At 59.8% G+C, this 19,992-nt stretch carries 15 protein-coding genes and 1 riboswitch; of the genes, 7 read left to right on the plus strand and 8 right to left on the minus strand.

Annotated features, from left to right (window positions below; genetic code table 11):
* Positions 1-2: 2 nt before the first annotated feature.
* A riboswitch (glycine riboswitch) is annotated at positions 3-96 on the minus strand.
* Positions 97-360: 264 nt separating this feature from the next.
* The 3 genes from H586_RS0115085 to tgt all read right to left on the minus strand — a co-directional run bounded on the left by H586_RS0115085 (position 361) and on the right by tgt (position 5,063).
* Positions 361-2,529, minus strand: a complete 2,169-nt coding sequence (locus H586_RS0115085; RefSeq protein WP_027182458.1) for a thioredoxin domain-containing protein — start codon at positions 2,527-2,529, stop codon at positions 361-363.
* 238 nt (positions 2,530-2,767) lie between these two features.
* Entirely contained in the window at positions 2,768-3,610 is an 843-nt protein-coding gene (locus tag H586_RS20265) for a YdcF family protein (protein WP_051364052.1), read from the minus strand.
* A gap of 319 nt (positions 3,611-3,929) precedes the next feature.
* Positions 3,930-5,063 (minus strand): tRNA guanosine(34) transglycosylase Tgt, encoded by a 1,134-nt coding sequence (tgt, locus tag H586_RS0115100; RefSeq protein ID WP_027182460.1) that lies wholly within the window; start codon positions 5,061-5,063, stop codon positions 3,930-3,932.
* A gap of 225 nt (positions 5,064-5,288) precedes the next feature.
* On the opposite strand from tgt, the gene H586_RS19505 reads away from it, so the two are divergent.
* Entirely contained in the window at positions 5,289-5,678 is a 390-nt protein-coding gene (locus tag H586_RS19505) for a hypothetical protein (protein ID WP_011368642.1), read from the plus strand.
* 82 nt (positions 5,679-5,760) lie between these two features.
* On the opposite strand, the gene H586_RS0115110 is transcribed toward H586_RS19505, so the two are convergent.
* The 3 genes from H586_RS0115110 to H586_RS0115120 all read right to left on the minus strand — a co-directional run bounded on the left by H586_RS0115110 (position 5,761) and on the right by H586_RS0115120 (position 8,793).
* Positions 5,761-6,564, minus strand: a complete 804-nt coding sequence (locus H586_RS0115110; RefSeq protein ID WP_011368641.1) for an AsmA family protein — start codon at positions 6,562-6,564, stop codon at positions 5,761-5,763.
* Between the two features lie 87 nt (positions 6,565-6,651).
* Positions 6,652-7,494: a DUF1848 domain-containing protein gene (locus tag H586_RS19510; protein ID WP_051364053.1), complete on the minus strand. Its 843-nt coding sequence runs from the start codon at positions 7,492-7,494 to the stop codon at positions 6,652-6,654.
* A 42-nt stretch (positions 7,495-7,536) separates the two neighbouring features.
* Positions 7,537-8,793, minus strand: a complete 1,257-nt coding sequence (locus H586_RS0115120; RefSeq protein WP_011368639.1) for a BPL-N domain-containing protein — start codon at positions 8,791-8,793, stop codon at positions 7,537-7,539.
* A 171-nt stretch (positions 8,794-8,964) separates the two neighbouring features.
* Between H586_RS0115120 and H586_RS0115125 the strand changes: the two genes are divergently transcribed.
* The 6 genes from H586_RS0115125 to H586_RS0115160 all read left to right on the plus strand — a co-directional run bounded on the left by H586_RS0115125 (position 8,965) and on the right by H586_RS0115160 (position 16,578).
* Positions 8,965-11,616: a valine--tRNA ligase gene (locus tag H586_RS0115125; RefSeq protein WP_027182461.1), complete on the plus strand. Its 2,652-nt coding sequence runs from the start codon at positions 8,965-8,967 to the stop codon at positions 11,614-11,616.
* A gap of 304 nt (positions 11,617-11,920) precedes the next feature.
* Positions 11,921-13,432 (plus strand): uroporphyrinogen-III C-methyltransferase, encoded by a 1,512-nt coding sequence (cobA, locus tag H586_RS0115135; RefSeq protein ID WP_027182462.1) that lies wholly within the window; start codon positions 11,921-11,923, stop codon positions 13,430-13,432.
* Positions 13,433-13,673: 241 nt separating this feature from the next.
* Entirely contained in the window at positions 13,674-14,102 is a 429-nt protein-coding gene (locus H586_RS0115145) for an MOSC domain-containing protein (protein ID WP_027182463.1), read from the plus strand.
* A 76-nt stretch (positions 14,103-14,178) separates the two neighbouring features.
* Positions 14,179-14,853 (plus strand): phosphoribosylglycinamide formyltransferase, encoded by a 675-nt coding sequence (gene purN, locus H586_RS0115150; protein WP_011368635.1) that lies wholly within the window; start codon positions 14,179-14,181, stop codon positions 14,851-14,853.
* 116 nt (positions 14,854-14,969) lie between these two features.
* On the plus strand, positions 14,970-15,899 hold the full coding sequence (locus H586_RS0115155; protein ID WP_027182464.1) for a LysR family transcriptional regulator: 930 nt from the start codon (positions 14,970-14,972) through the stop codon (positions 15,897-15,899).
* A 40-nt stretch (positions 15,900-15,939) separates the two neighbouring features.
* On the plus strand, positions 15,940-16,578 hold the full coding sequence (locus H586_RS0115160; protein WP_011368633.1) for a LysE family translocator: 639 nt from the start codon (positions 15,940-15,942) through the stop codon (positions 16,576-16,578).
* A gap of 7 nt (positions 16,579-16,585) precedes the next feature.
* Here the strand turns inward: H586_RS0115160 and H586_RS19515 are convergent, their stop codons facing one another.
* Together H586_RS19515 and H586_RS0115170 are read right to left on the minus strand one after the other, a co-directional pair.
* Positions 16,586-18,823 carry a sensor histidine kinase gene (locus tag H586_RS19515; RefSeq protein ID WP_011368632.1) on the minus strand — a complete coding sequence of 746 codons (2,238 nt, stop codon included), beginning with the start codon at positions 18,821-18,823 and terminating at the stop codon, positions 16,586-16,588.
* Complete coding sequence (locus tag H586_RS0115170) at positions 18,820-19,947, minus strand: ABC transporter substrate-binding protein (protein ID WP_011368631.1); 1,128 nt, start codon at positions 19,945-19,947, stop codon at positions 18,820-18,822. Before H586_RS0115170 ends, H586_RS19515 begins: the two co-directional genes overlap by 4 nt.
* Positions 19,948-19,992 lie beyond the last annotated feature (45 nt).

Below are 19,992 nucleotides of genomic sequence, written 5' to 3' on the forward strand. Positions count from 1 at the left end.
CTCGTCAAACAGCAGTCCTTTTGCCTGAAAGATTTACTTCTTCGGCGTTTCCGTCCGGGGGTGTGGAACGGCGGAAATCTCTCCTGCTGTCGTCATCCGAATCCAATACAGGGACAGTCTGTTTACTCAACCGGAAAAAAGAAGGCAAGAGGAAAACGCATTTTTTGCATAATATGCTGTTTTTATAAAGATTGAACGGGGCAGGAAGTGGCGTGGGCATCTGCGGCGGCTGCACAGAGGGCTGTGCGCATGCGCACTATGCAGCCGCTGCAGTGGACATTTTGTGTACCGGTACGGCGCTGCCGTTGTGCGGCGCATGCAGGCATCCGGCACACAACGGCAGGTGTGCGGCATGCGCCCTCAGTCCAGACTGCCGCCTGCGGGCTTCACGATATGTTCCAGCAGTTCGCGCGGGTCTGTCACAGGCTGCGAACAGGTGTAATTTTCGCACACATAGGCACACGCCGTGCGTCCCTTGTGTGTAAGATGCCGGGTGAAGGGCGCTGCCTGAGCCAGTTGTCCGGCATTCATGGGCGTGCGCAGCAGCAGGCATGTATCCGGACTGTATGCCGAAGCCACCGTGGTCAGCAGTGCTTCCGTGTCGGGAGAGTCCTGCTCGCCGCTTACCACCACGGTGCGTCCGCCGCCGGAAAGAAAATCCACTCCGCACAGCAGCATGGTGTAGCCTCCGGGCATGTGGCGGACCTGTGTGGAAAGCCCTTCCAGCAGACGGCGGGCACTGTGTTCATGTTCCTGATTGCCCGTCAGCCGTGCCAGCCGTGCCAGATTGAGCAGCGTGACGGAGTTGCCCGAAGGGCAGGCGGCGTCATACGCTTCCACCGGTCGCATCAGCAGGTCGGGGGCATCCGCCGCGGTCAGGTAGTAAACGCCGCTTGTCCCGTCTCTGTGCAGGGTATCCTGCACCTGCTGCAGCGCCGCGGCTTCGCGCAGCCAGCGGACTTCGTGTGTGGCTTCGTACAGTGCCGTCAGACCGGCAATGAAGAATGCGTAATCATCCAGACAGGCAGTTACCGATGCCTTGCCGTTGCGCCAGCGGTGCAGCAGCCTGCCGTTGCTGTCGCGCATGGCTGACAGAATGAAATCGGCGGCACGGGCGGCGCATTCGGTGTAATGCGGTGCATCAAACGCCATACCCGCCGTGGCCATGGCTGTTATCATCAGTCCGTTCCAGTCGGTCAGCACCTTGTCATCCAGATGCGGGCGCGGACGGCGGCTGCGGGCCTGTATCAGCGTGGCGCGGATTTCGTCCACCAGCTGGGTCAGGGTATGTTTCTCCATTCCCAGCTGACCGGCAAGAGCGGAAAGCGGCGCCGGAAGATGCAGAATATTCAGGCCGGTTTTCCGGCCGGTGGACTCGTCGTGGTAATTACCTTCTTCCTGCAGGTTCCATATCTTTTCCGCCAGCAGCGCGTCTTCCCGGGAAAGCAGTCCGCGGATTTCCTGCAGCGTGAAAAGGTAGAAAAAACCTTCGCCTCTGTGCGGCAGCCCCATGGCGGCAAAATGAGGGGGCGCGTCGCTGTCGGCATCTTCCGCGGCGTAAAAGGCTCCCTGAGGCGAGGTCAGGTCGCGCATCACATACATCATTATTTCTTCTGCGGTGCGCCTGAACAGAGGTCTGCCCGTCAGCTGCCAGCCGCGGGTATAGGCCAGCACATGCATGGCCTGATCGTAGAGCATTTTTTCAAAATGCGGCAGCAGCCATTCCTTGTCGGTGCTGTAGCGATGAAAGCCATAGCCCGCATGGTCAAAAATACCCCCGAGCCGCATGGCTTCGAGTGTATGGGAAACCATGCCGGTCAGCTGTGCGCGCCGGGCGGCATCCTGTGTGCGGTGCGCGTGGCGCAGCAGCAGTAGCAGCGAATGCGGCGCAGGAAATTTGGGCGCGGACCCGAACCCGCCGTGGCGGGCGTCATATCTCTGGCATAGGGTATCCACTGCCTGCCGCACGGTGGTGTCGTCAGGCGCCCCGCCGCCGGAAGGGCGCAGCAGTCCTTCTGCATGCCGTCGCATGTGTTCCGCCACAGAGTCTGCCGATGCGGTGACATCGGCGCGTTGTTTGCGCCATATGTCGCGGATGCGCGGCACCAGCTCAAGCATGCCGGTGCGTCCGCCGCGGGAAAGGCGCGGAATGTAGGTGGCGGCAAAAAACGGCCTGCCGTCCGGCGTCATGACAATGGTCAGGGGCCACCCGCCGGAGCCGGTAAGCATCTGACAGGCTGCCATATATATGCTGTCTATGTCGGGACGGTCTTCGCGGTCGACCTTGACGTTGATGAAAGCTTCGTTAAGCAGAGCGGCTACGGCTTCATCCTCAAAGGATTCGTGCGCCATCACATGACACCAGTGGCATGTGGAATAGCCGATGGAAAGAAATACGGGTTTATCTTCGCTGCGGGCCAGCGCAAAAGCTTCTTCACCCCAGGGATGCCAGTCCACGGGATTGCGGGCGTGTTGCAGCAGATAGGGGCTGGACTCGTTGATCAACCGGTTGGGGCGCTGTGCTGTCATCGGGCACTCCCTTTGGCGTCTTCGCTGTGCGTGAAAAGCATTAACCGGATTATTCTGCCTGTGTCACTGGTGCATGCAAAAATCATCCCCGCGCAGGGCGGGACGGCAGTGCGGTCTAGTCACGGTGCGCCGTACTGCCGGAAACAGAAGACACTGCGTCCATGGCCGTAATATAATGCCCCCGGTGCAAATGACCAGTGCCGTGCCCGCACCGGTGCTGTAACGGCGGTGGCGCAGGCTACTGCAGACCGCCGGTACGGAATGCTCCGCCCGCAAGGTAGAAAAGGGTTTTGATGCCTTCCAGCAGCAGATTGCGTGCCGCGTCCTGATCGTTCCACCAGCGCTGCGGAAAGGGATCATACGGACTGCCGGCGGTCAGGATGCTGCAGCGGGGCAGGGCATGGCGGAAGACCATGCCCGCACGAGGGGCATGGACCGGTGCCGTCACCACCAGAACGGTAAGTTTCCGGTCACCCAGTATACCGGCCAGCGCTTCTGCCTCGCCCACGGTACTGATAAGATCATAGCCGTACATGCGGATATCGCGCATGGGCACGCCCTTGTCCGTCAGAATGCGGACATACATTTCCGGCTCGTCCGGCACCCGGTAACCGTGCTGCTTCATTACTCCGGCTTCGCGGCGGGGACGCGTGCGCGAAACATACACGACCGGCGCATAGCCCCTGTTGTACAGGTCGGCCGCAAACATGGCGCGGTGCAGTCCGCCGCCCAGCACAACCATGACATCGGCTTTGCGGGGGGGATAATCTGTTGTGGCATTGCCGGCAATCCACAGCAGCCCGCCCGCGCCCAGCACGCACAGCAGTATGGCGGCTGCGCCCGCGACGGCAAGGAACGTTTTTACAGCGTGCAGAGTGCGCTGCCGGCGGGATATGTGGCGGACCCTGCCGCCCGCGCCCGATGTGTTGCCGTCGGCGGCAGGGCGCGTGCCCTGCTTTTGCCGCGGGGCGGAAGAGACCGCCCGTCCGGCTGAAGAAGCCGCGGCGGCAGACGGAATTTTCTGTACAGCGTTGGAGCGGGATGAGTGTTTGCGGCGTTTGTCATCGGCGGAGTCTGGCATGGCTGCAACCTGTGGGCATGAATTGTTGAAGCGGGTGAACAGTCTGCGCGATGGTATACTGTCGCGCCGCTGCGGGCAATGTATGGCTGCGGTGTGCGGAAACAGCGGCTGCACCTGTGTACCGCATGATGCAGAAGCGCTGTTTAAGCCGGTGCGGCGCGCAGACCTCCGGCAGCATACGGTATTGCGGCTGCGGGGAGAAGAGCGCGGAAGTGCAGGGGAATGAAAAAGGCCGCACGGGGTATGCCGTGCGGCCTTTCACTGTATGAGCTGGCAGAGTCATCAGGCACAGATGCCCGACGCGTCCGCTGCGGCGGGTTTACGGGCAGAGCGCGGCTTCCTGCGGGTAGATGGCATCATAGCGGCTCTTGTATTCCGCAAAGGTTCCCTGTGCGATGGCTTCACGCGCACCGCGTACAAGGTCGAGAAAGTACGTCAGGTTGTGAATGGAGTTGAGTCTGTATGACAGGATTTCCTGCGCATGGAAGAGATGGCGCAGGTACGCCCTGCTGAACGTGCGGCAGGTGTAGCACGAACAGTTGGGGTCAAGCGGTCCGTCGTCTTCTGCAAACTCGCGTCGTTTGATGTTTATTTTACCGGCCGATGTATACAGCGTGCCGTTGCGGGCATTGCGGGTGGGCAGCACACAGTCGAACATGTCTATGCCCGCGTTGATGCCGTTGATGATGTCCAGCGGGGTGCCCACACCCATGAGATAGCGCGGTTTGTGCGCGGGCAGCATGGGGGCGGTATGATAGAGAATATCCATCATTTCCGTTTTGCTTTCTCCCACCGACAGCCCGCCCAGTGCAAAACCGTCAAAGTCGATGCGGGTCAGCTCGCCTATGGATTCCTCGCGCAGGTCTTTAAAAAAGCCGCCCTGCGTGATGCCGAACATCAGGTTGCCGCCGCTGCCCGCGGGATAAGCATCGCGGCAGCGCTGCGCCCAGCGGGTGGTCATTTTCAGCGAGCGGGCTGTGTAGTCTTTGTCCGCGCCGTAGGGCACGCACTCGTCAAGCACCATCATGATGTCGGAGTTGAGATTGCGCTGGATGGAAACGACTTTTTCCGGCGTGAAAAGATGCTTGGAGCCGTCCAGATGCGAGCGGAACTCCACGCCTTCTTCGGAAATACGCCGCAGACCGCTGAGGCTGAAAACCTGAAAGCCGCCGCTGTCGGTAAGTATGGGCTTGCGCCATGCGTTGAATTCGTGCAGCCCGCCGCGCCGCGCCACCAGCTCGTCACCGGGGCGCAGATACAGGTGGTATGTGTTGCCGAGAATTATTTCAGCGCCGATGGCATCCAGATCGTCCGGAGCCACGCCTTTCACACTGCCCACCGTGCCAACCGGCATAAAGATGGGCGTGCGCACCGGTCCGTGCGCTGTCTGCAGCACACCGGTACGCGCCTTGCCGTCCGTCGCGTGTAGCGTAAATTCACCAATTGTTGCCATGGCGCGCACCATAGCCGCGACAGGGAGTCTTGAAAAGTCAAAAACGCCGCCCGAAGCCGGAGTGCCGGAAAAATGTCATGGCAAAGTAAAAAATAATTGCCCGTTATGAACTAAAAAAACAATACAATGAAAGTAGGACTCCAAGTACCGCCCAGGGCGGCGCACAGTGCGATGCCGTTTTTACCATTATGATTTCTGTACCAACTTTCCCGAGGGGGTTTCATCATGAACGAAATCAAGATTAAACGTAACGGCAAGGATGACCTCGTTTTTACCGGTGAAGAGCTTGTGACCGTTGATGACCGCGAATGGATGGGCGTTGCGCCCAACTGGTGGGAATTGAAACTGTACCGTTCTGCCGTGGGCAAATACATTCTGGCTTCAACCTTTCATCTGAACTACCCCCGCAGAAGCCGGATGTACGGTGCTGTGGTTTTTTCATCTAAAAATGACGTGGCGGAATATCTGCGCGAGTGCAACAGCCCCAACATGATAGTGGACGCCTTGATGCGTCGCGCCAGTCTGCACGAACGCCGCGCGGAAGAGCGCAGCACGGCCATGCACATGCCTTTCGTGGAGGCACTGCTGGAAGCGGGCGCCGGTGCCGCATCCTGAATTTTACGCCATGAAGCATGAAAAAGGCGGCCTGAAATCAGGCCGCCTTTTATAAGCGGGCAAGCAGGGGCGCAAAGGGCGGTCAGTTAAACAGTCCCTTCACCGCGTTACCGACTTTGTCGGTCTGCTCTTTTACTGCATCACCGGCGGTGCCGGTTTGCTCCTTAAGCGTTTCTGCGCCCTTGCCCAGTCCTTCCGTAATGCTTTTGGCTGCCTCGCGCATGCCGCTGGTGGCAGCCTTGCCCACGGCATCGTTCAGCGCGTTGAATATCTGTTCAAGAGCCTGTGCGGGGCTGGTGCCCTGCTTTTCACGGCCGATATCCTGCAGACTGATGACGGGCAGGGGAACGGTAATACCTTTGCCGCCCAGTTCTGTCAGTGCCAGACTTACCTGACCGCCGCGCACGACGAATTTATCGATGATCACTTTGCGCTGGCTGCCGGATTCGGCAGGCTGTTCCTGTGCCGGAGTCTGTCCGCTGCCGGAGGCTACGGCCTTTTTAACGTTGTTCAGCAGCGCGGTGAAGTTGTCCGTCCTGCCTGATTTTTCGTAGATGATGTCAGGATTAACTATTTCCACAAGGTTGATGACGATGGTGTTGCTGGTCAGCGTGTCCTTGTTGATTTTTACCAGTACGCTGTCCACTTTCATGGCGTGATCGCTCTGGAATCCTGAGGGGTTGCCCAGCACAAATCCTTTGAGCGAGCCTTCTCCGGACATGAACGACACATCGGCACCGGACAGCGAAACCTTGGCCTGTGTCAGTTTGGGGCCGAATGTGTTTACGGCTTTTTCAATAATGGGATTGATGGACAACACCAGTGTGACCACAAGACCTGCAATGATAACGCCCAGTACGGCCACAAGGGCCAGCAGTTTTTTCATGGCGATTCTCCTCGGATGGTGTGAAAAGGCAGCTTTGAATATTGTATAGGGTAAATATGCCGTCGGGGCAACCGGTGGCGGTGTTTTTCAGCGGCGGGCATAGCAGTATACGCATCCGAACCGGCAGGTGCCGTACCTGCCTATGTCTGTACTGGGGGCGCACAGACAATGCTCTCTCTGGTTTTTGTCAGTGGCGGATGCGCCGGTCGCGTTGCCGCCGATGCGCTGCAGCAGGGCTGCATCCACGCAGGGTGCTGCCAGCGGCAGTGATGCATGTATGCCGGTGACCGGTGTGCAGCAGGTTTGCAGCGTGATGTTATGATTTGCCGCTATGCTGTGCAGTGCGGCCGCCATGGCGGCTTTGGCGTGTTCACCGGGCAGGTGCGTGTGCACTCCGCTGCGGGCCAGCGCGGCCAGCGCCCTGCGGGTTTTGACGTATGGTTCCACAAAACTGGTTATGCATCGCTGTGTGCAGCCTTTCAGGGCAGCGCACAGCCGGGCGAAATTTTCTTCGTGCCATTGTGCCGGAGTTATGTCGGTAATGATGACAGGGTCGTACCGCCATATCATTCTTGCCGGACCCAGCCGCACAGCCAGCGAACGGAAACTGTCGACCGCCTGCTGCATATCCGGCGTGCGGGCTTCCAGAGCGCGGGGATATCCGGTGATGGTCCATAAAAAATAATAGGGAATCTGGCGTGCATCCACTTCATGCAGCCACGGTGCAAGCGGGGCTGCGTTGCGCGTCCAGAACACGATGCCGTCCACGTCCTGCGGCAGCAGCGAAATGGTACGCTGCCGGGCGGGATTGAACGGGTCGGGCACCTGACACCGCCCCTGCCGCAGGCTTTCGATGAACCATGCGGTATGGAATGCGGGCAGGTCGGTGCGGCGCGATGCCGAAATGATGCGCGGGTGTCTGGTGTCCATGGCTGCAGCCGCGGTGCGGCACCGCGGCGTGTTTTCCGCTGTCTACAGGCCGTGGGGCAGCTGCCGGTACAGCAGTTCGTCCAGTGTATCGAGCAGTTCCTGATACAATCCGCCGCTGTCCATGGGAGGCCCGAACAGCGCTGCGCGCTGGTTGCGCAGCGATTCACGCGACACGGTTTCCGGAAATGTTTTGGAAAGCGTCATGGCAAGTCGTTCTGCCAGCAGGTATCCTTTCACTCCTTCGTGGAACAGGGCCAGCTTGCGCATGAACGGCTGCCGCTGTTCCTGCCAGTATGCAGTGCATTCGGCGGTGGGCGGGTTGGATACTGCTGTGACCACAGCGGCATACAGGTTGTTGAGGTTTGCGCCGGGTATGCCCGCACGCCAGCCTATAAGCCATGCGTTGCGTTTGAAAAACAGACAGTGGTTGCGTCCTATGGTGACAATGTCGTCGAAGATGCCGCGGGCATGCAGCAGGTCGGGGTCGAGCCATGCGGCCTGCTGGTTTTCCAGATCCCATGCGGGAACGCGCTGCAGAGGCGGTTCTATGCCCCCCAGCGTGCGGATGATGTGCAGCAGCCAGCGGTTTGCCGTGGGTGAATCAGGCGTTTCCAGATGTGTGTAGCTGAGCACATAGCGGCCTTTGCCGTACCGTCCGGAAAGTATGCAGGGCTGATCTTCCAGAAAAGTGGGCCGCAGCCGGATGTCGTACAGTGATTCCCACTCTGAAAACGTGCCGGGGGGCAGCGTATCCAGCGGCAGGTCCGCCACCCAGAAATCGTCGCAGGGAGTGGTGTATGTGGCCAGTACTTCCACGTCGCCGGTTTTTTCCGGCGCAAATCTGCCCGGCCACCAGATGGGCACCGGCGGCTCGGCGCAGGCATCCGTGCACAGGTCTGCGGGAACAAGGTCATGGCCCCGCGCCACGCGGGCATGCACATGGCCGCTGACAAAATGCTGCATTCTGTCGGTAAAGCGGGCACGCCCCCACGGGCACAGCCCCAGCCCCTCGCTGCCGGAAAGCCCCAGACCGGCCCCGCCGCAGAACCCTACATAAGCCCCGCCGCCGCGGACATAGTCGCGGATGGCCTGCATTCCGGCGGCTCCCAGCGCCACGGATTTCATGCGGGCGTTGCCGCCGGGAACCAGCAGCAGTGCGGGCGGCTTGCCAGAAAGCAGTCCCTGCGCTATTTCTTCCCCCCTGACAAGCCGGTAGGGCAGGTCGAGGGACTGCGCAGTGCGCCACGCCAGCAGCCCCCAGATATGCGAGGCGTCCCACAATATATAGATGCTTGACATCGTTCTTCCGCTCATTAAGAGTTGACCACTTGGCTGCCGTCAGGCGCAGCCATACGGTTTGTCTGTATATTCGGGTATCTTACCAATCCCCGCCGGTAATTGCAAAAGGCTCACGCATCCCTTTGCGGGTGCGTACCACATACCAATAGTATAGTTCCGGAGTTTTTCAAAATGGCCGAAAACGCGCTACCCAAAGGCTACGAGCCGCAGGATATAGAAAACCGGTGGCGGACCCACTGGGAGGATAACAAGACGTTCACGCCGGACCCCGATGCCCCGGGTGAACCGTATTCCATTGTCATTCCTCCGCCAAACGTCACCGGCGCACTGCACATGGGGCACGCGCTCAACCTTACCCTGCAGGACATTCTGTGCCGTTTTCACCGCCAGAAAGGGCGCAAGGTGCTGTGGGTGCCCGGTACCGACCACGCGGGCATAGCCACCCAGAACGTTGTGGAACGGCAGCTTGCCAGAGAAGGCAAGGGACGTCACGACCTGGGACGCGAAAAATTTATCGAACGCGTGTGGCAGTGGCGTGAAGAATACGGCAACCGCATTCTGAGCCAGATACGCAAGATGGGTGCCTCCGTGGACTGGACGCGTGAACGCTTCACCATGGATGAAGGGCTCTCGCGCGCTGTCAGACAGGTTTTTGTCAAACTGTACGAAGACGGCCTGATCTACAAAGGCAACTATATCATCAACTGGTGTCCGCGCTGCCATACCGCGCTGGCCGACGACGAAGTGGATCATTCCGCCGAAAAGGGTGCCCTGCACTATGTCAGGTATCCTCTGGAAGACGGTTCCGGTCATCTGACCATAGCCACCACCCGCCCGGAGACCATGCTTGCCGATACCGCCATTGCCGTGCATCCCGAGGATGAACGGTTCAGCCATCTTATCGGCAAATACGCCATACTGCCTCTGGTGGGCCGCAAGCTGATAATCATCGGCGATAAATATGTCGACCGTGAATTCGGGACAGGCTGCCTCAAGGTAACCCCCGCCCATGACCACAATGACTGGGAATTGGGCCGCAAGCACGGGCTTGAGGTGCTGAACATCCTTACCGACGACGGTGTGCTGAGCGAAGATGCCGGTCCCGACTTCGCCGGGCTGGACTGTGCCGCCGCGCGCAAGAAGATTCTTGTCATGCTGGAGGAAAAAGGCTTCCTCGACCGCATAGAGCCGCACGAACACAATGTGGGCCACTGCTACCGCTGCAAGACCGTGGTGGAACCGTATGTTTCCACCCAGTGGTTTGTGGCCATGACTAAACTGGCCCCCCGCGCCCGCGCCGCGGTGCCTGCCCAGACTCAGATTTATCCCGAAAACTGGGAAAAAACGTACTATAACTGGCTCGATAACATCCGCGACTGGTGCATATCCCGCCAGATATGGTGGGGGCACCGCATTCCCGCGTGGACCTGCGAAGACTGCGGCGAGCTTATTGTCGCCATGGATGCGCCGCAGGCCTGCAAATGCGGCAGCACCAGACTGACACAGGACGAAGACGTGCTGGATACGTGGTTCTCTTCGGCGCTGTGGCCTTTCAGCACGCTGGGCTGGCCTGACAGTACCGAAGAACTGAAGCAGTTTTATCCCACCTCCGTGCTGGTGACCGGTTTTGACATCCTGTTTTTCTGGGTGGCCCGCATGATGATGATGGGTCTGCAGTTCATGGACGAGATTCCGTTCCACCATGTGTACATCCACGCGCTGGTGCGCGACGAACACGGCAAGAAAATGTCCAAATCCACGGGCAACGTCATTGACCCCGTGGAAATGATAGACAAGTACGGCACAGACAGCCTGCGGTTCACCCTGACCGCGTTTGCCGCCATGGGGCGCGATATAAAACTGTCGGAAGCCCGCATCGAAGGCTACAGACATTTTATCAACAAAATCTGGAATGCCGCACGGTTTGCTTTGATGAACCTGCCGGAAGAACAGCCCGCGCCCTGCGACCTTGCCGCAGTGCAAGAGCTGCATCACCGCTGGATTCTGCACCGTCTTGAAGAAGTTAAAAGTTCTGTGGACAGCGCGTTTACCGGTTACCGGTTCAACGAGGCTGCGCAGACGCTGTACAAGTTCTTCTGGAACGAGCTGTGCGACTGGTACCTTGAGCTTTCCAAGCCGGACATGCAGGCCGGCGGTGAACGCCGTGCCCGTGCACAGTTTGTTCTGTGGACAGTGCTTAAGGAAGTGCTGGTGCTCATGCATCCTGTCATGCCTTTTGTCACTGCGGAAATCTGGAACGTGCTGCCCGGTGTGGCCGGTACCGACATTGCCTGCGCAAGCTACCCCGAGACCCGCCCCGCATGCGTTTCACCTGATGCGGAAAAGCGCATGGCGCTGGTGCAGGGGGTCATTTCCGCCATCCGCACCATCAAGGCGGAACTGAATATCGCGCCCACCACACGCCTGAACGCGCTGGTGCGCACGGTTTCTGATGCGGCGCTGGAAGAACTGGAAGCCAGCCGTGAGGTCATAAGCGTGCTTGCACGCCTTGAAGGGCTGACCATGGGCGCCGATGCTGCGGGCCCGAGAGCTTCGGCTTCCGCCGTGGTTGAAGGCAATGAAGTCATTGTTCCGCTTGCCGGACTGGTGGACTTTGAAGCCGAACTGGCGCGGCTGGACAAGGAGCTTGGCAAGGTGGGCAAGGAAAAGGAAAAGCTGGAGGCAAAGCTGGCCAATGAAAGCTTTGTGAGCCGCGCCCCTGCCGACATTGTTGCCAAGGAGCGTGCCCGCTCGCAGGAACTGGCCGAAACGCAGGAAAAGCTTGAAAGTCTGCGCAAGCGCCTTGCGGATGCCATGGATTAGCCCTAAAACAGGGCAGCTTATGTGATTATGCTGCGGGTGCGCCGCGCCGGTACCGCACCGCCTCGGCGCCCCGCTTTTTTTTACGGGCCGCGGCCCGCATGATGTGTCCGTTTCTGTGCTCCGCCGGAACGTTTTCTGCCGTCAGTCAATGGCGTCAGGCATGGTTCCGGCCCTGTGGTGCGGCTGCGCCGCAGGGCCGCCGGTCAGGTCGGACAGACCGTTCCGGACGCAAGCACCGCGCGGGGCATACGCCGCACAGAGCATTTTATAGACGCCGGAGCGCTCCGGCCCATACGGAGGAAGGATGAAAGTTTACCTGATCGGTGCCGGTCCCGGCGACCCCGGACTGCTGACCATCAAGGGCCGTGATATTTTGAAGCGCGCCGATGTCATTGTGTACGACTATCTGGCCAACGACGCTTTTCTGAATTACGCGGCCCCCGGCGCGGAAATCATCTATGTGGGCAAAAAAGGCGGCGACCATACCCTGTCTCAGGAAGGCATCAACAGGTTGATTGTTGAGAAGGCCAGAGAAGGCAAGGTGGTGGCGCGTCTCAAGGGCGGCGATCCCTATGTGTTCGGACGGGGTGGCGAAGAAGCGGAAGAACTGCTTGACGCCGGCGTGAACTTCGAGGTTGTGCCGGGAGTCACTTCGGCTGTGGCAGGCCCCGCATACGCCGGTATTCCGCTGACGCACCGCAGCTATTCCTCCTCCGTTTCATTCATAACCGGCCACGAAGATCCTTCTAAGCCCGAATCGGCTCATAACTGGAAGGCGCTGGCCTCCAGTGCCAGCACGCTGGTGTTCTTTATGGGCATGAAAAATCTGCCCGAAATTTCGCGCAAGCTCATTGAGGCCGGCATGGACCCCGATACGCCTGCGGCGCTTGTGCGCTGGGGTACCACATCGCGCCACCGCAGTCTGGCAGCCACCATTGCCACCCTGCCGGAAGAAGGCAAAAAAGCGGGATTTTCTTCTCCCAGCCTTATTGTTGTGGGGCATGTGGTCAAACTGCGCGACCGGCTGAACTGGTTTGAGCAGCTGCCGCTGCTGGGCAGGGGCATTGTGGTTACCCGCGCCCGCGAACAGGCCAGCGGACTGGCAGCCAGCCTGACGCAGCTGGGAGCGGAGGTCATTCAGTTTCCCACCATTCTCATCCGCCCGCTGGAAGATTATGCTCCCGTGCATGACGCCATTCGCAGGCTTGCCGAATATGACTGGCTTGTTTTCACTTCTGTGAACGGCGTGAAACATTTCTGGCAGCAAATGGGCCTGCTGGGGCTGGACAGCAGAGCGCTGGGCGGTGTGAAAGTGGCTGCCATCGGACCGGCAACGGCGGACGTGCTGCGTGAAAAAGGGATAGAGCCTGATTTTATTCCTGAAAAATATGTGGCCGAAGGCGTGGTCAAGGGAATGATAGAGCGCGGAATGGACGGCAGCAGGGTGCTGCTGCCCCGTGCGCGTGTGGCTCGCGAAGTGCTGCCGGAAGAGCTTGCCCGTGCCGGTGCGCGTGTGGATGTGCTGCCGGTATACGAAACCGTGCCGGGCGACGCCAACCGCAGTCACGTGCTTGAAATGCTGGAAGAGGGCCGCATTGACTGCATCACCTTCGGCAGTTCTTCCACTGTGGACAATTTCTTTTCACTGGTTGAACCGGAAGCCATGCGCCGGTACGAACATGTGCATATGGCCTGCATAGGACCGGTAACCCGTAAGACTCTGGAACGCTACGGTTTCACCTGTTCCATCCAGCCGGAAGATTATACCATTCCGGCACTGGTGGATGAACTGGTGCGTCAGCTTGGCGCGCAGTAGCGCATCGCTGCTCAGCTGTCTGGCGGGCCGGTTTTCCGGCCCGCTTTGTTTTAACAGCCTGCAACTGCGGCGCGGCTGCCTTTTTCTTGCGGCCCGGGCCGAAGCAATCTACCCTGTGCTGAACTGACAGGTAGCCCGCACCGGCTGGCGCCGGACTGCGGTCTGGTGCATCATGCTCCGTCATCTCTGCAGCGGAGATGCTTCGGTAAGCAATCAACACAGCGAGGACGTCATGAACCGTATAGGAACAGTGCGCGCGGTATGCATCAGTGAACGCAAGGGAGAACGCAAGCAGGTGGTCGATGCCATCGAGCTGCGCGAAGATTACGGTGTTGCGGGTGATGCCCACGGCGGTTCGGGAAGGCAGGTGAGCCTGCTTGCGGTGGAAAGCGTGGATAAAATGCGTTCGCGCATGCCCTCGCTGGCTGCAGGTGATTTTGCCGAAAATATTCTGGTGGAAGGTATCGCGCTCACCCGTCTGTTGCCGGGGGGCAGGCTGCGCATCGGTTCCGGTGTTGAGCTGGAAATCACGCAGATAGGCAAAAAATGTCATAACAAGTGCAATATTCATAAAACCGTCGGGTTCTGCATCATGCCTACAGAAGGTGTGTTCGGCCGCGTGTTGTGCGGAGGCACTGTGAAAGACGGTGATCCCGTGCATGTGTTGTGATACGAGATGATGTTGTTACGGCTGCCCGTCATGTGCGGCGTGCAGTGTCTTTGATTATAGCAGGACAGGAGGCATTATGCCGCTGCAACTGGCGGTGCTGGCATCGGGCAACGGGTCAAACCTGCAGGCCGTGCTGGACCGCGCTGCACAGGGTGTGCTGGATGTAGAGGTGCGCCTTGTGGCGTCCAACAAGGAAGACGCCTGCGCCCTTGATCGGGCGCGGCGTGCAGGCATTCCCGTGTGGGCGCGCAATCACGGCAGTTTTGCCGGCAGAGAGGAATTTGACGCGGCGCTGGTGGACGCCATACGGGCCAGCGGGGCCGACACCATCATGCTGGCGGGATACATGCGTCTGCTTACACCGTATTTTCTCAATGCCTTTCCGGGCAGGGTGCTCAATGTGCATCCGGCCCTGCTGCCCAGCTTTCCCGGAGTAAGGGGAGTAGCCGACGCCGTGGAGTACGGTGTGCGTGTGGCAGGGTGCACAGTGCATTTTGTTGATGAAATAATGGACCACGGACCGGTGATCATTCAGGCGGCTGTTCCCGTGTCTGCCTGCGATTCCCGCGATGACGTGCTGCAGCGGGTGCATGCGGCAGAGCACCGCATTTATCCTCAGGCATTGCAGTGGCTGGCCGAAGGCCGGCTGTCGCTGCAGGGCCGGGTGGTGCATCTGGCACCGTCACGGCGTCCTGCGGCCGGTGCAGCGGCGGATATGCTGGTTTCGCCCGCGCTGGAACAAGGTTTTTAACTCTTCCGGGCAGAGTGGCTGCCGCGGTGTGCCGTGGCGGCATGTGCACCCGTGCGGCCCCTGCGGCCGAGGTCCGGTGCCGTTTGCAGCGGTGCATGGTATAAAGAAGGCGGACAATGGATATATCTTCCGTGAATCTGAATCTGCTTGTGGCGCTTAAGGCGCTGCTGGACGAAGGCAATGTGACCCGCGCGGCGGAACGGCTGCATATCACACAGTCCGGCATGAGCAAAAATCTTGCGCAGCTGCGTGAACTGTTTGACGATCCGCTGCTTGTGCGCTCCGGCAATGCGCTGGTGCTTACCGAGCGTGCCCGCGAGCTGGAAGGGCCGCTTGAGATGGTGCTGGGCAATGTACATGCTCTTTTCGAGGCACAGCGGTTTGACCCTGCAACCTGCCGCCGTTCGTTTACTCTGGCGGTGACGGACTATGTGGCGCAATACATTCTGCCGGATGCGCTGGGGGCCATTCTTGCCGCCGCGCCGGGCATCGACATTCAGGCCATCGGGTGGGAGCCTGACAGCATGCGTGCACTTGCCGAAGGCAAAATCGATATGGCCACATGCCTGACAGAAGGCGTGCCTGCCTCTGTGGAGCAGTTGCGTGTGGGGGAAGACCGCTTTGCCTGTCTTATGCGCGCGGGGCACCCTCTGGCAGCTGCAGGAGCCATGAGACTTGACAGATATGTGCAGGCGGACCATGCGGTTATCACCATAGGCGGCGACAAGGTGCGCATAATCGACAGGGTGCTGGGCAAGCTGGGGCATTCCCGCAACATCAGGCTGCGGGTGCCGTTTTATGCCTCTGCCGTGGAAATAGTTTCGCGGACGGATCTGCTGCTTACCCTGCCGGCGCATGTGGCGCGCAATGTCATTCAGGCGCGCAACCCCAGTGAACCGGCCCTTGCCTGGGCTCCGCTGCCGTTTGCCGTGGATTCGTTCGAATATTCCATCATATGGCACGCCCGTTTTCATGGCGATCCCGGACACCGCTGGGTGCGCGAGATGCTTTTTGCGCAGATGCAGTCCTCACTTTTTGCACATTGATATGCGGCGGGATACCGCCGCGCAGTATTCAGGAGCTAGTATGACAGAGTCGGTGCTGACCCTGCTGACCATCTGTTTTTTTGCCCGCATGACTCCGGGACCGGACATGCTGCTGATCATCCGTCATGCCACGGCCGCCCCGCGGGGCGGAGCGCCGCGTGCTGCCTATGCCTGCGTTCTGGGTGTTTGCGCCGGGCTCAGCGTGCACGTTGCGCTTTCTGTGCTGGGGCTTGCACTGGTGCTTAAGACGTATCCTCTTGTGTTCCGCGGTATCCAGATAGCCGGAGCTTTGTACCTTTTGTATATAGCGGCACGGTGTCTGGCTGCCGCCCGCGGAGGCGGCGGTTCGCTGTTCGCCGCGCGCAGCACGGCACCTCAGGCCGGCATGGCACAGGGATTCCGTGACGGGCTGTTCTGCAACCTGCTCAACCCCAAAGTCACGTTGTTTGTGCTCAGCGTGTTCACCCAGTTTGTTTCGCCGGAATCAGCCATGGGTGACAAGGCCCTGTATGGCGGTGTCATTGTGGCGGAAGCTCTGGTCGGATGGGCGCTTTTTGTCCGTTTTCTGGATACGCCTTTCGTACGGCGGGTCTACGACGGCAGGCAGGGCGCGCTGAATCTGGTAACAGGCCTGCTGCTGGGTGGACTCGGCTCCGTGATGCTGCTGGGGCGCGACTGAACCCCGTTTAGGTGAAGCTGTCCTGCGTGCGCACGGCGGCCGGTCCGTTTACAGGAATGCGGATGGTGAAGGTGGTTCCTTCTCCTTCCTGCGAATCCACCGTCAGGGTGCCGCCATGGTTTTTGGTAATGATGAAATATGAGACCGAAAGCCCCAGTCCGGTGCCCTGACCCGCCTGCTTGGTGGTAAAGAACGGCTCGAATATGCGCCTCCGGGTGGCGGCGGACATGCCGGTGCCGTTGTCTTCTATTTCGATGACTGCCCAGTCGTCTTCTCTGCGTGTGCGCAGGTGTATGGTGGGCCTGTACTCTTCCGCGCCCGTTTCTTTCAGTGCCGCTCCCTGCGTGGCCACGGACTGGGCGGCATTGCGCAGCAGGTTGAGCACCACCTGCTCCAGCTCAATGGGGTGACAGATGATGTCTCCCACATCGTCCGCAAACTCGCGGACGATGTGCACCTGCCTGAAGTCGTATTTTTTTTTCAGATCATAGTCGCTGGAAGCCAGCTGTACCGTGCGGTCCAGCGCCGCATGCAGATTGGCTGTGGTGGGGCTGGCATCGCTGCGGCGTGAAAATGTAAGCATATTTGATACTATGTTGGCGGCACGCTGGCCGGATTCCTGTATGCCCTGCAGAAAATCGGGAATTTTTCTTTCGTGCATATAGGCCTGAACGGCCTGCATGGAGCACCCCGCCTTCTGTGCGGCAGCGATATTTGCGGGCAGCGTGTCGGTGATGCGCCTGCGGATATTCTGGGTTCCCTGCAGTATGGCACCCAGCGGGTTGTTGATCTCGTGGGCCATACCCGCTGCAAGCCCGCCCACAGACATCATTTTTTCAGTCTGAATCATCATTTCTTCCAGCTGGATGCGCTGCGTCACATCGTCTATGCGCAGTACGCCGCCTTCGGATTCGCCGGGCAGCGGGGCCAGCTGCACTTCTTCATGCACGGTGCTGCCGTCGGCGTCTTTGCCTGTCAGGTGCAGCTCAAGGGGGGTGCGGGTGTGCAGGGCATGGTGCAGCTGCGGCAGAAACGGTGAAATCTGCGGGGCAATGGCTTCGATGGGCAGCAGGGTTTTGCCGGCGGGTGCGTTGTGCTGCATGCGTTCTGCCGCGCGCCTGTTCATGTGGGTGACATGCCCCTGTGTATCCAGAGCCACAACAACGGAAGGCATGGCGTCTATGATGTTCTGGACAAAAAGGTGCGCCCGGGTGAGATCCGCCTCGCGTTCCTCCAGCGCTGCGGACATGTTGTCAAATTCAAGGCGCATTTCCTGAAATTCATCATAGGTTTCCGGGCTGCCGGATCTGCCCGGCCATGCTCCCACAGAAATGTCCTTGATGGTTCTGGTGAATTCTCTGAGCGGGCGCGCAAGCCCGCGCTGCAGCTCGTACAGCAGCGATGCGGCGAGAACTGTATACAGCGCGGCAAACACCGCCACAAAGGCCAGTATGTCGCGCGCGGTGCCCGTGATCACATTCATGGTGGGCATTATGTGCAGAATGACCCACCCTGTGGAAGCGATGCGCATGGCCGAAACCTGCAACAGGCGGCCTTCGGATTCCGTCTTGCCGAAGAATGATCCCGTGTCGCGGGTGGCATGAAAGACCGGCTGCAGACCTATGTTGGCAAAACGCCGCACCATGGCCCAGTCGGGGTGCACCATGGTGTTGCCCCATGCATCTGTCAGTACCAGCAGACTTGATTCTTTGGGAAACAGCTCTGCAAGATGCTTCTGCACGGCCCGCAGGTGCAGCTCGGCCACCAGCATGGAGCCGTCCTGCTGCTTTACGCCCAGATACACCCCCATGTCTCCGGCATCGGTCATGCCCTGCGGCTGGCTGATGACTCCGCCGGCCACAGCAACCGGCAGCAGAGGGACAGCCAGTTCCTGCCCCGGCAGTGCCGGGGGCACACTGGTGGTTATTTTGCGGTTGCCGTCCACCAGCATGACTCTGGTGAACTGCGGGTACAGCCTTTTCAGCATGGTCATGGTGTGCGGCAGTGTGCCGTCGGGTTCGTCCATGGTGTTTTGCAGCGCGGCGTAGGCACCCTGCATATATTCATTGATGTAGTTGGCGATGATTCCGGCGTTGTAGCGGCTGCGCGCTTCGAATTCGCTGATGCGGCTCTGGTAGGAGAATGCGGCCAGAAAAAGCGCGCAGAGCATTCCCAGCACGCACATCCAGCGGATAAGCTTGACAGACATGGTCCGCGAAAGCGAAGGCAGCTGGGTGGTTTTCATCGTACCGGCTCGAATGCGCCGTTGCGCACTGTGGAAATGAAGAACGGCATGTGTGCGTCTCCGTATGCATCCAGCGTGATGGGGCCGCACAGACCATCCAGTTGTCTGATACTTTTCAGGGCTTCACGCAGGCCCGCCGTCCGTCCCTGTGTTTTTTCCAGCCCGCGCTGCAGCAACCGCACGGCGGTATAGGCAAACAGGCCCGGAAAGCTCGGTTCCCAGCCGAACCGCTCGCTGAACCGGCTGATGAAGTTGCGGTGGGCGGGCAGTTCGGCCAGTGTGGGATAAGGATGGCAGAAGAACGTGTCTTCCACTGCGGTACCGCCCTGTGCTATCAGCGCGGGAGTCAGTGCCCATGTGGAGGAGAATTTCGGGCCCGAGAATCCGTTCTGGGCCATCTGGGCCAGCACAAACGCGGTGTCACGCGCAGAAGCCGCCACAAATACGGCCTGCGCGCCGGAATCAGCGGCCGAGGCGGCGGCATCCAGCAGCGAAGAAGGAACGGACGAGGAAAACGGAATGATGTTGACTACCGTGCCTCCCGCCGAGGTGAAGCCTCTGGCCGCAGCGTTGATAAACGTCCGTGAAAAATCTTCATTCACCGTGTCCAGCAGGGCCACGGCCGTCTGCACCCCGCGGGAGGCGGCAAACAGGCCCAGATCACGGGCTGTGGCGTCGTTGTCTGCAATGACACGGAAAAAATTGTCATCCATGCCGGTAAGCTGATACGTGGAGACCGTGGGCGAGACATAGACCACAGACCTGTGTACGGCCATCACGGCCAGCTGCTGGCTGCTGGTCATGTGCCCTATGACGGCGGCCACCCGCTGTCCGGCAAGATGGCTGTCGGCCTCCACCGCGTCTTTTTGCGTGTAACCGTCATGTGCGGTGACAAGGCGCAGCCGCCGCCCGTCAATACCGCCTGCGGCGTTGATGTCTTCGATGGCCAGCTGCGCGGCGTTACGGCCTTCCACGCCGAGGTCGGAGAATTTTCCTTCCAGCGGGCCGGAAAAGCCCACCAGAATGTCACCGGGAGGCGTTGCCAGATACAGGGCTGCCGCCATCAGCAGGCATGCTGCCCCCAGTGTGAGCGCAAACAATGTTCGGCCGCGAGGATATGGCATACTTTTTCCCCCTGTGCTCCGGCACCGGCCGGATGGCTGTGGCTG

The sequence above is a fragment of the Oleidesulfovibrio alaskensis DSM 16109 genome (assembly GCF_000482745.1).
Classification (GTDB): domain Bacteria; phylum Desulfobacterota; class Desulfovibrionia; order Desulfovibrionales; family Desulfovibrionaceae; genus Oleidesulfovibrio; species Oleidesulfovibrio alaskensis.

Excerpts from the sequence above, each read along its gene's own strand:
- H586_RS19510 (WP_051364053.1), bottom strand. The coding sequence starts at position 7,494 with ATGGACACCAGACACCCGCGCATCATTTCGGCATCGCGCCGCACCGAC.
- H586_RS0115110 (WP_011368641.1), bottom strand. The coding sequence starts at position 6,564 with ATGAAAAAACTGCTGGCCCTTGTGGCCGTACTGGGCGTTATCATTGCA.
- H586_RS20265 (WP_051364052.1), bottom strand. The coding sequence starts at position 3,610 with ATGCCAGACTCCGCCGATGACAAACGCCGCAAACACTCATCCCGCTCC.
- H586_RS19505 (WP_011368642.1), top strand. The coding sequence starts at position 5,289 with ATGAACGAAATCAAGATTAAACGTAACGGCAAGGATGACCTCGTTTTT.
- H586_RS0115170 (WP_011368631.1), bottom strand. The coding sequence starts at position 19,947 with ATGCCATATCCTCGCGGCCGAACATTGTTTGCGCTCACACTGGGGGCA.
- H586_RS0115120 (WP_011368639.1), bottom strand. The coding sequence starts at position 8,793 with ATGTCAAGCATCTATATATTGTGGGACGCCTCGCATATCTGGGGGCTG.
- H586_RS0115155 (WP_027182464.1), top strand. The coding sequence starts at position 14,970 with ATGGATATATCTTCCGTGAATCTGAATCTGCTTGTGGCGCTTAAGGCG.
- H586_RS0115125 (WP_027182461.1), top strand. The coding sequence starts at position 8,965 with ATGGCCGAAAACGCGCTACCCAAAGGCTACGAGCCGCAGGATATAGAA.
- H586_RS19515 (WP_011368632.1), bottom strand. The coding sequence starts at position 18,823 with ATGAAAACCACCCAGCTGCCTTCGCTTTCGCGGACCATGTCTGTCAAG.
- purN (WP_011368635.1), top strand. The coding sequence starts at position 14,179 with ATGCCGCTGCAACTGGCGGTGCTGGCATCGGGCAACGGGTCAAACCTG.
- H586_RS0115085 (WP_027182458.1), bottom strand. The coding sequence starts at position 2,529 with ATGACAGCACAGCGCCCCAACCGGTTGATCAACGAGTCCAGCCCCTAT.
- H586_RS0115160 (WP_011368633.1), top strand. The coding sequence starts at position 15,940 with ATGACAGAGTCGGTGCTGACCCTGCTGACCATCTGTTTTTTTGCCCGC.
- cobA (WP_027182462.1), top strand. The coding sequence starts at position 11,921 with ATGAAAGTTTACCTGATCGGTGCCGGTCCCGGCGACCCCGGACTGCTG.
- tgt (WP_027182460.1), bottom strand. The coding sequence starts at position 5,063 with ATGGCAACAATTGGTGAATTTACGCTACACGCGACGGACGGCAAGGCG.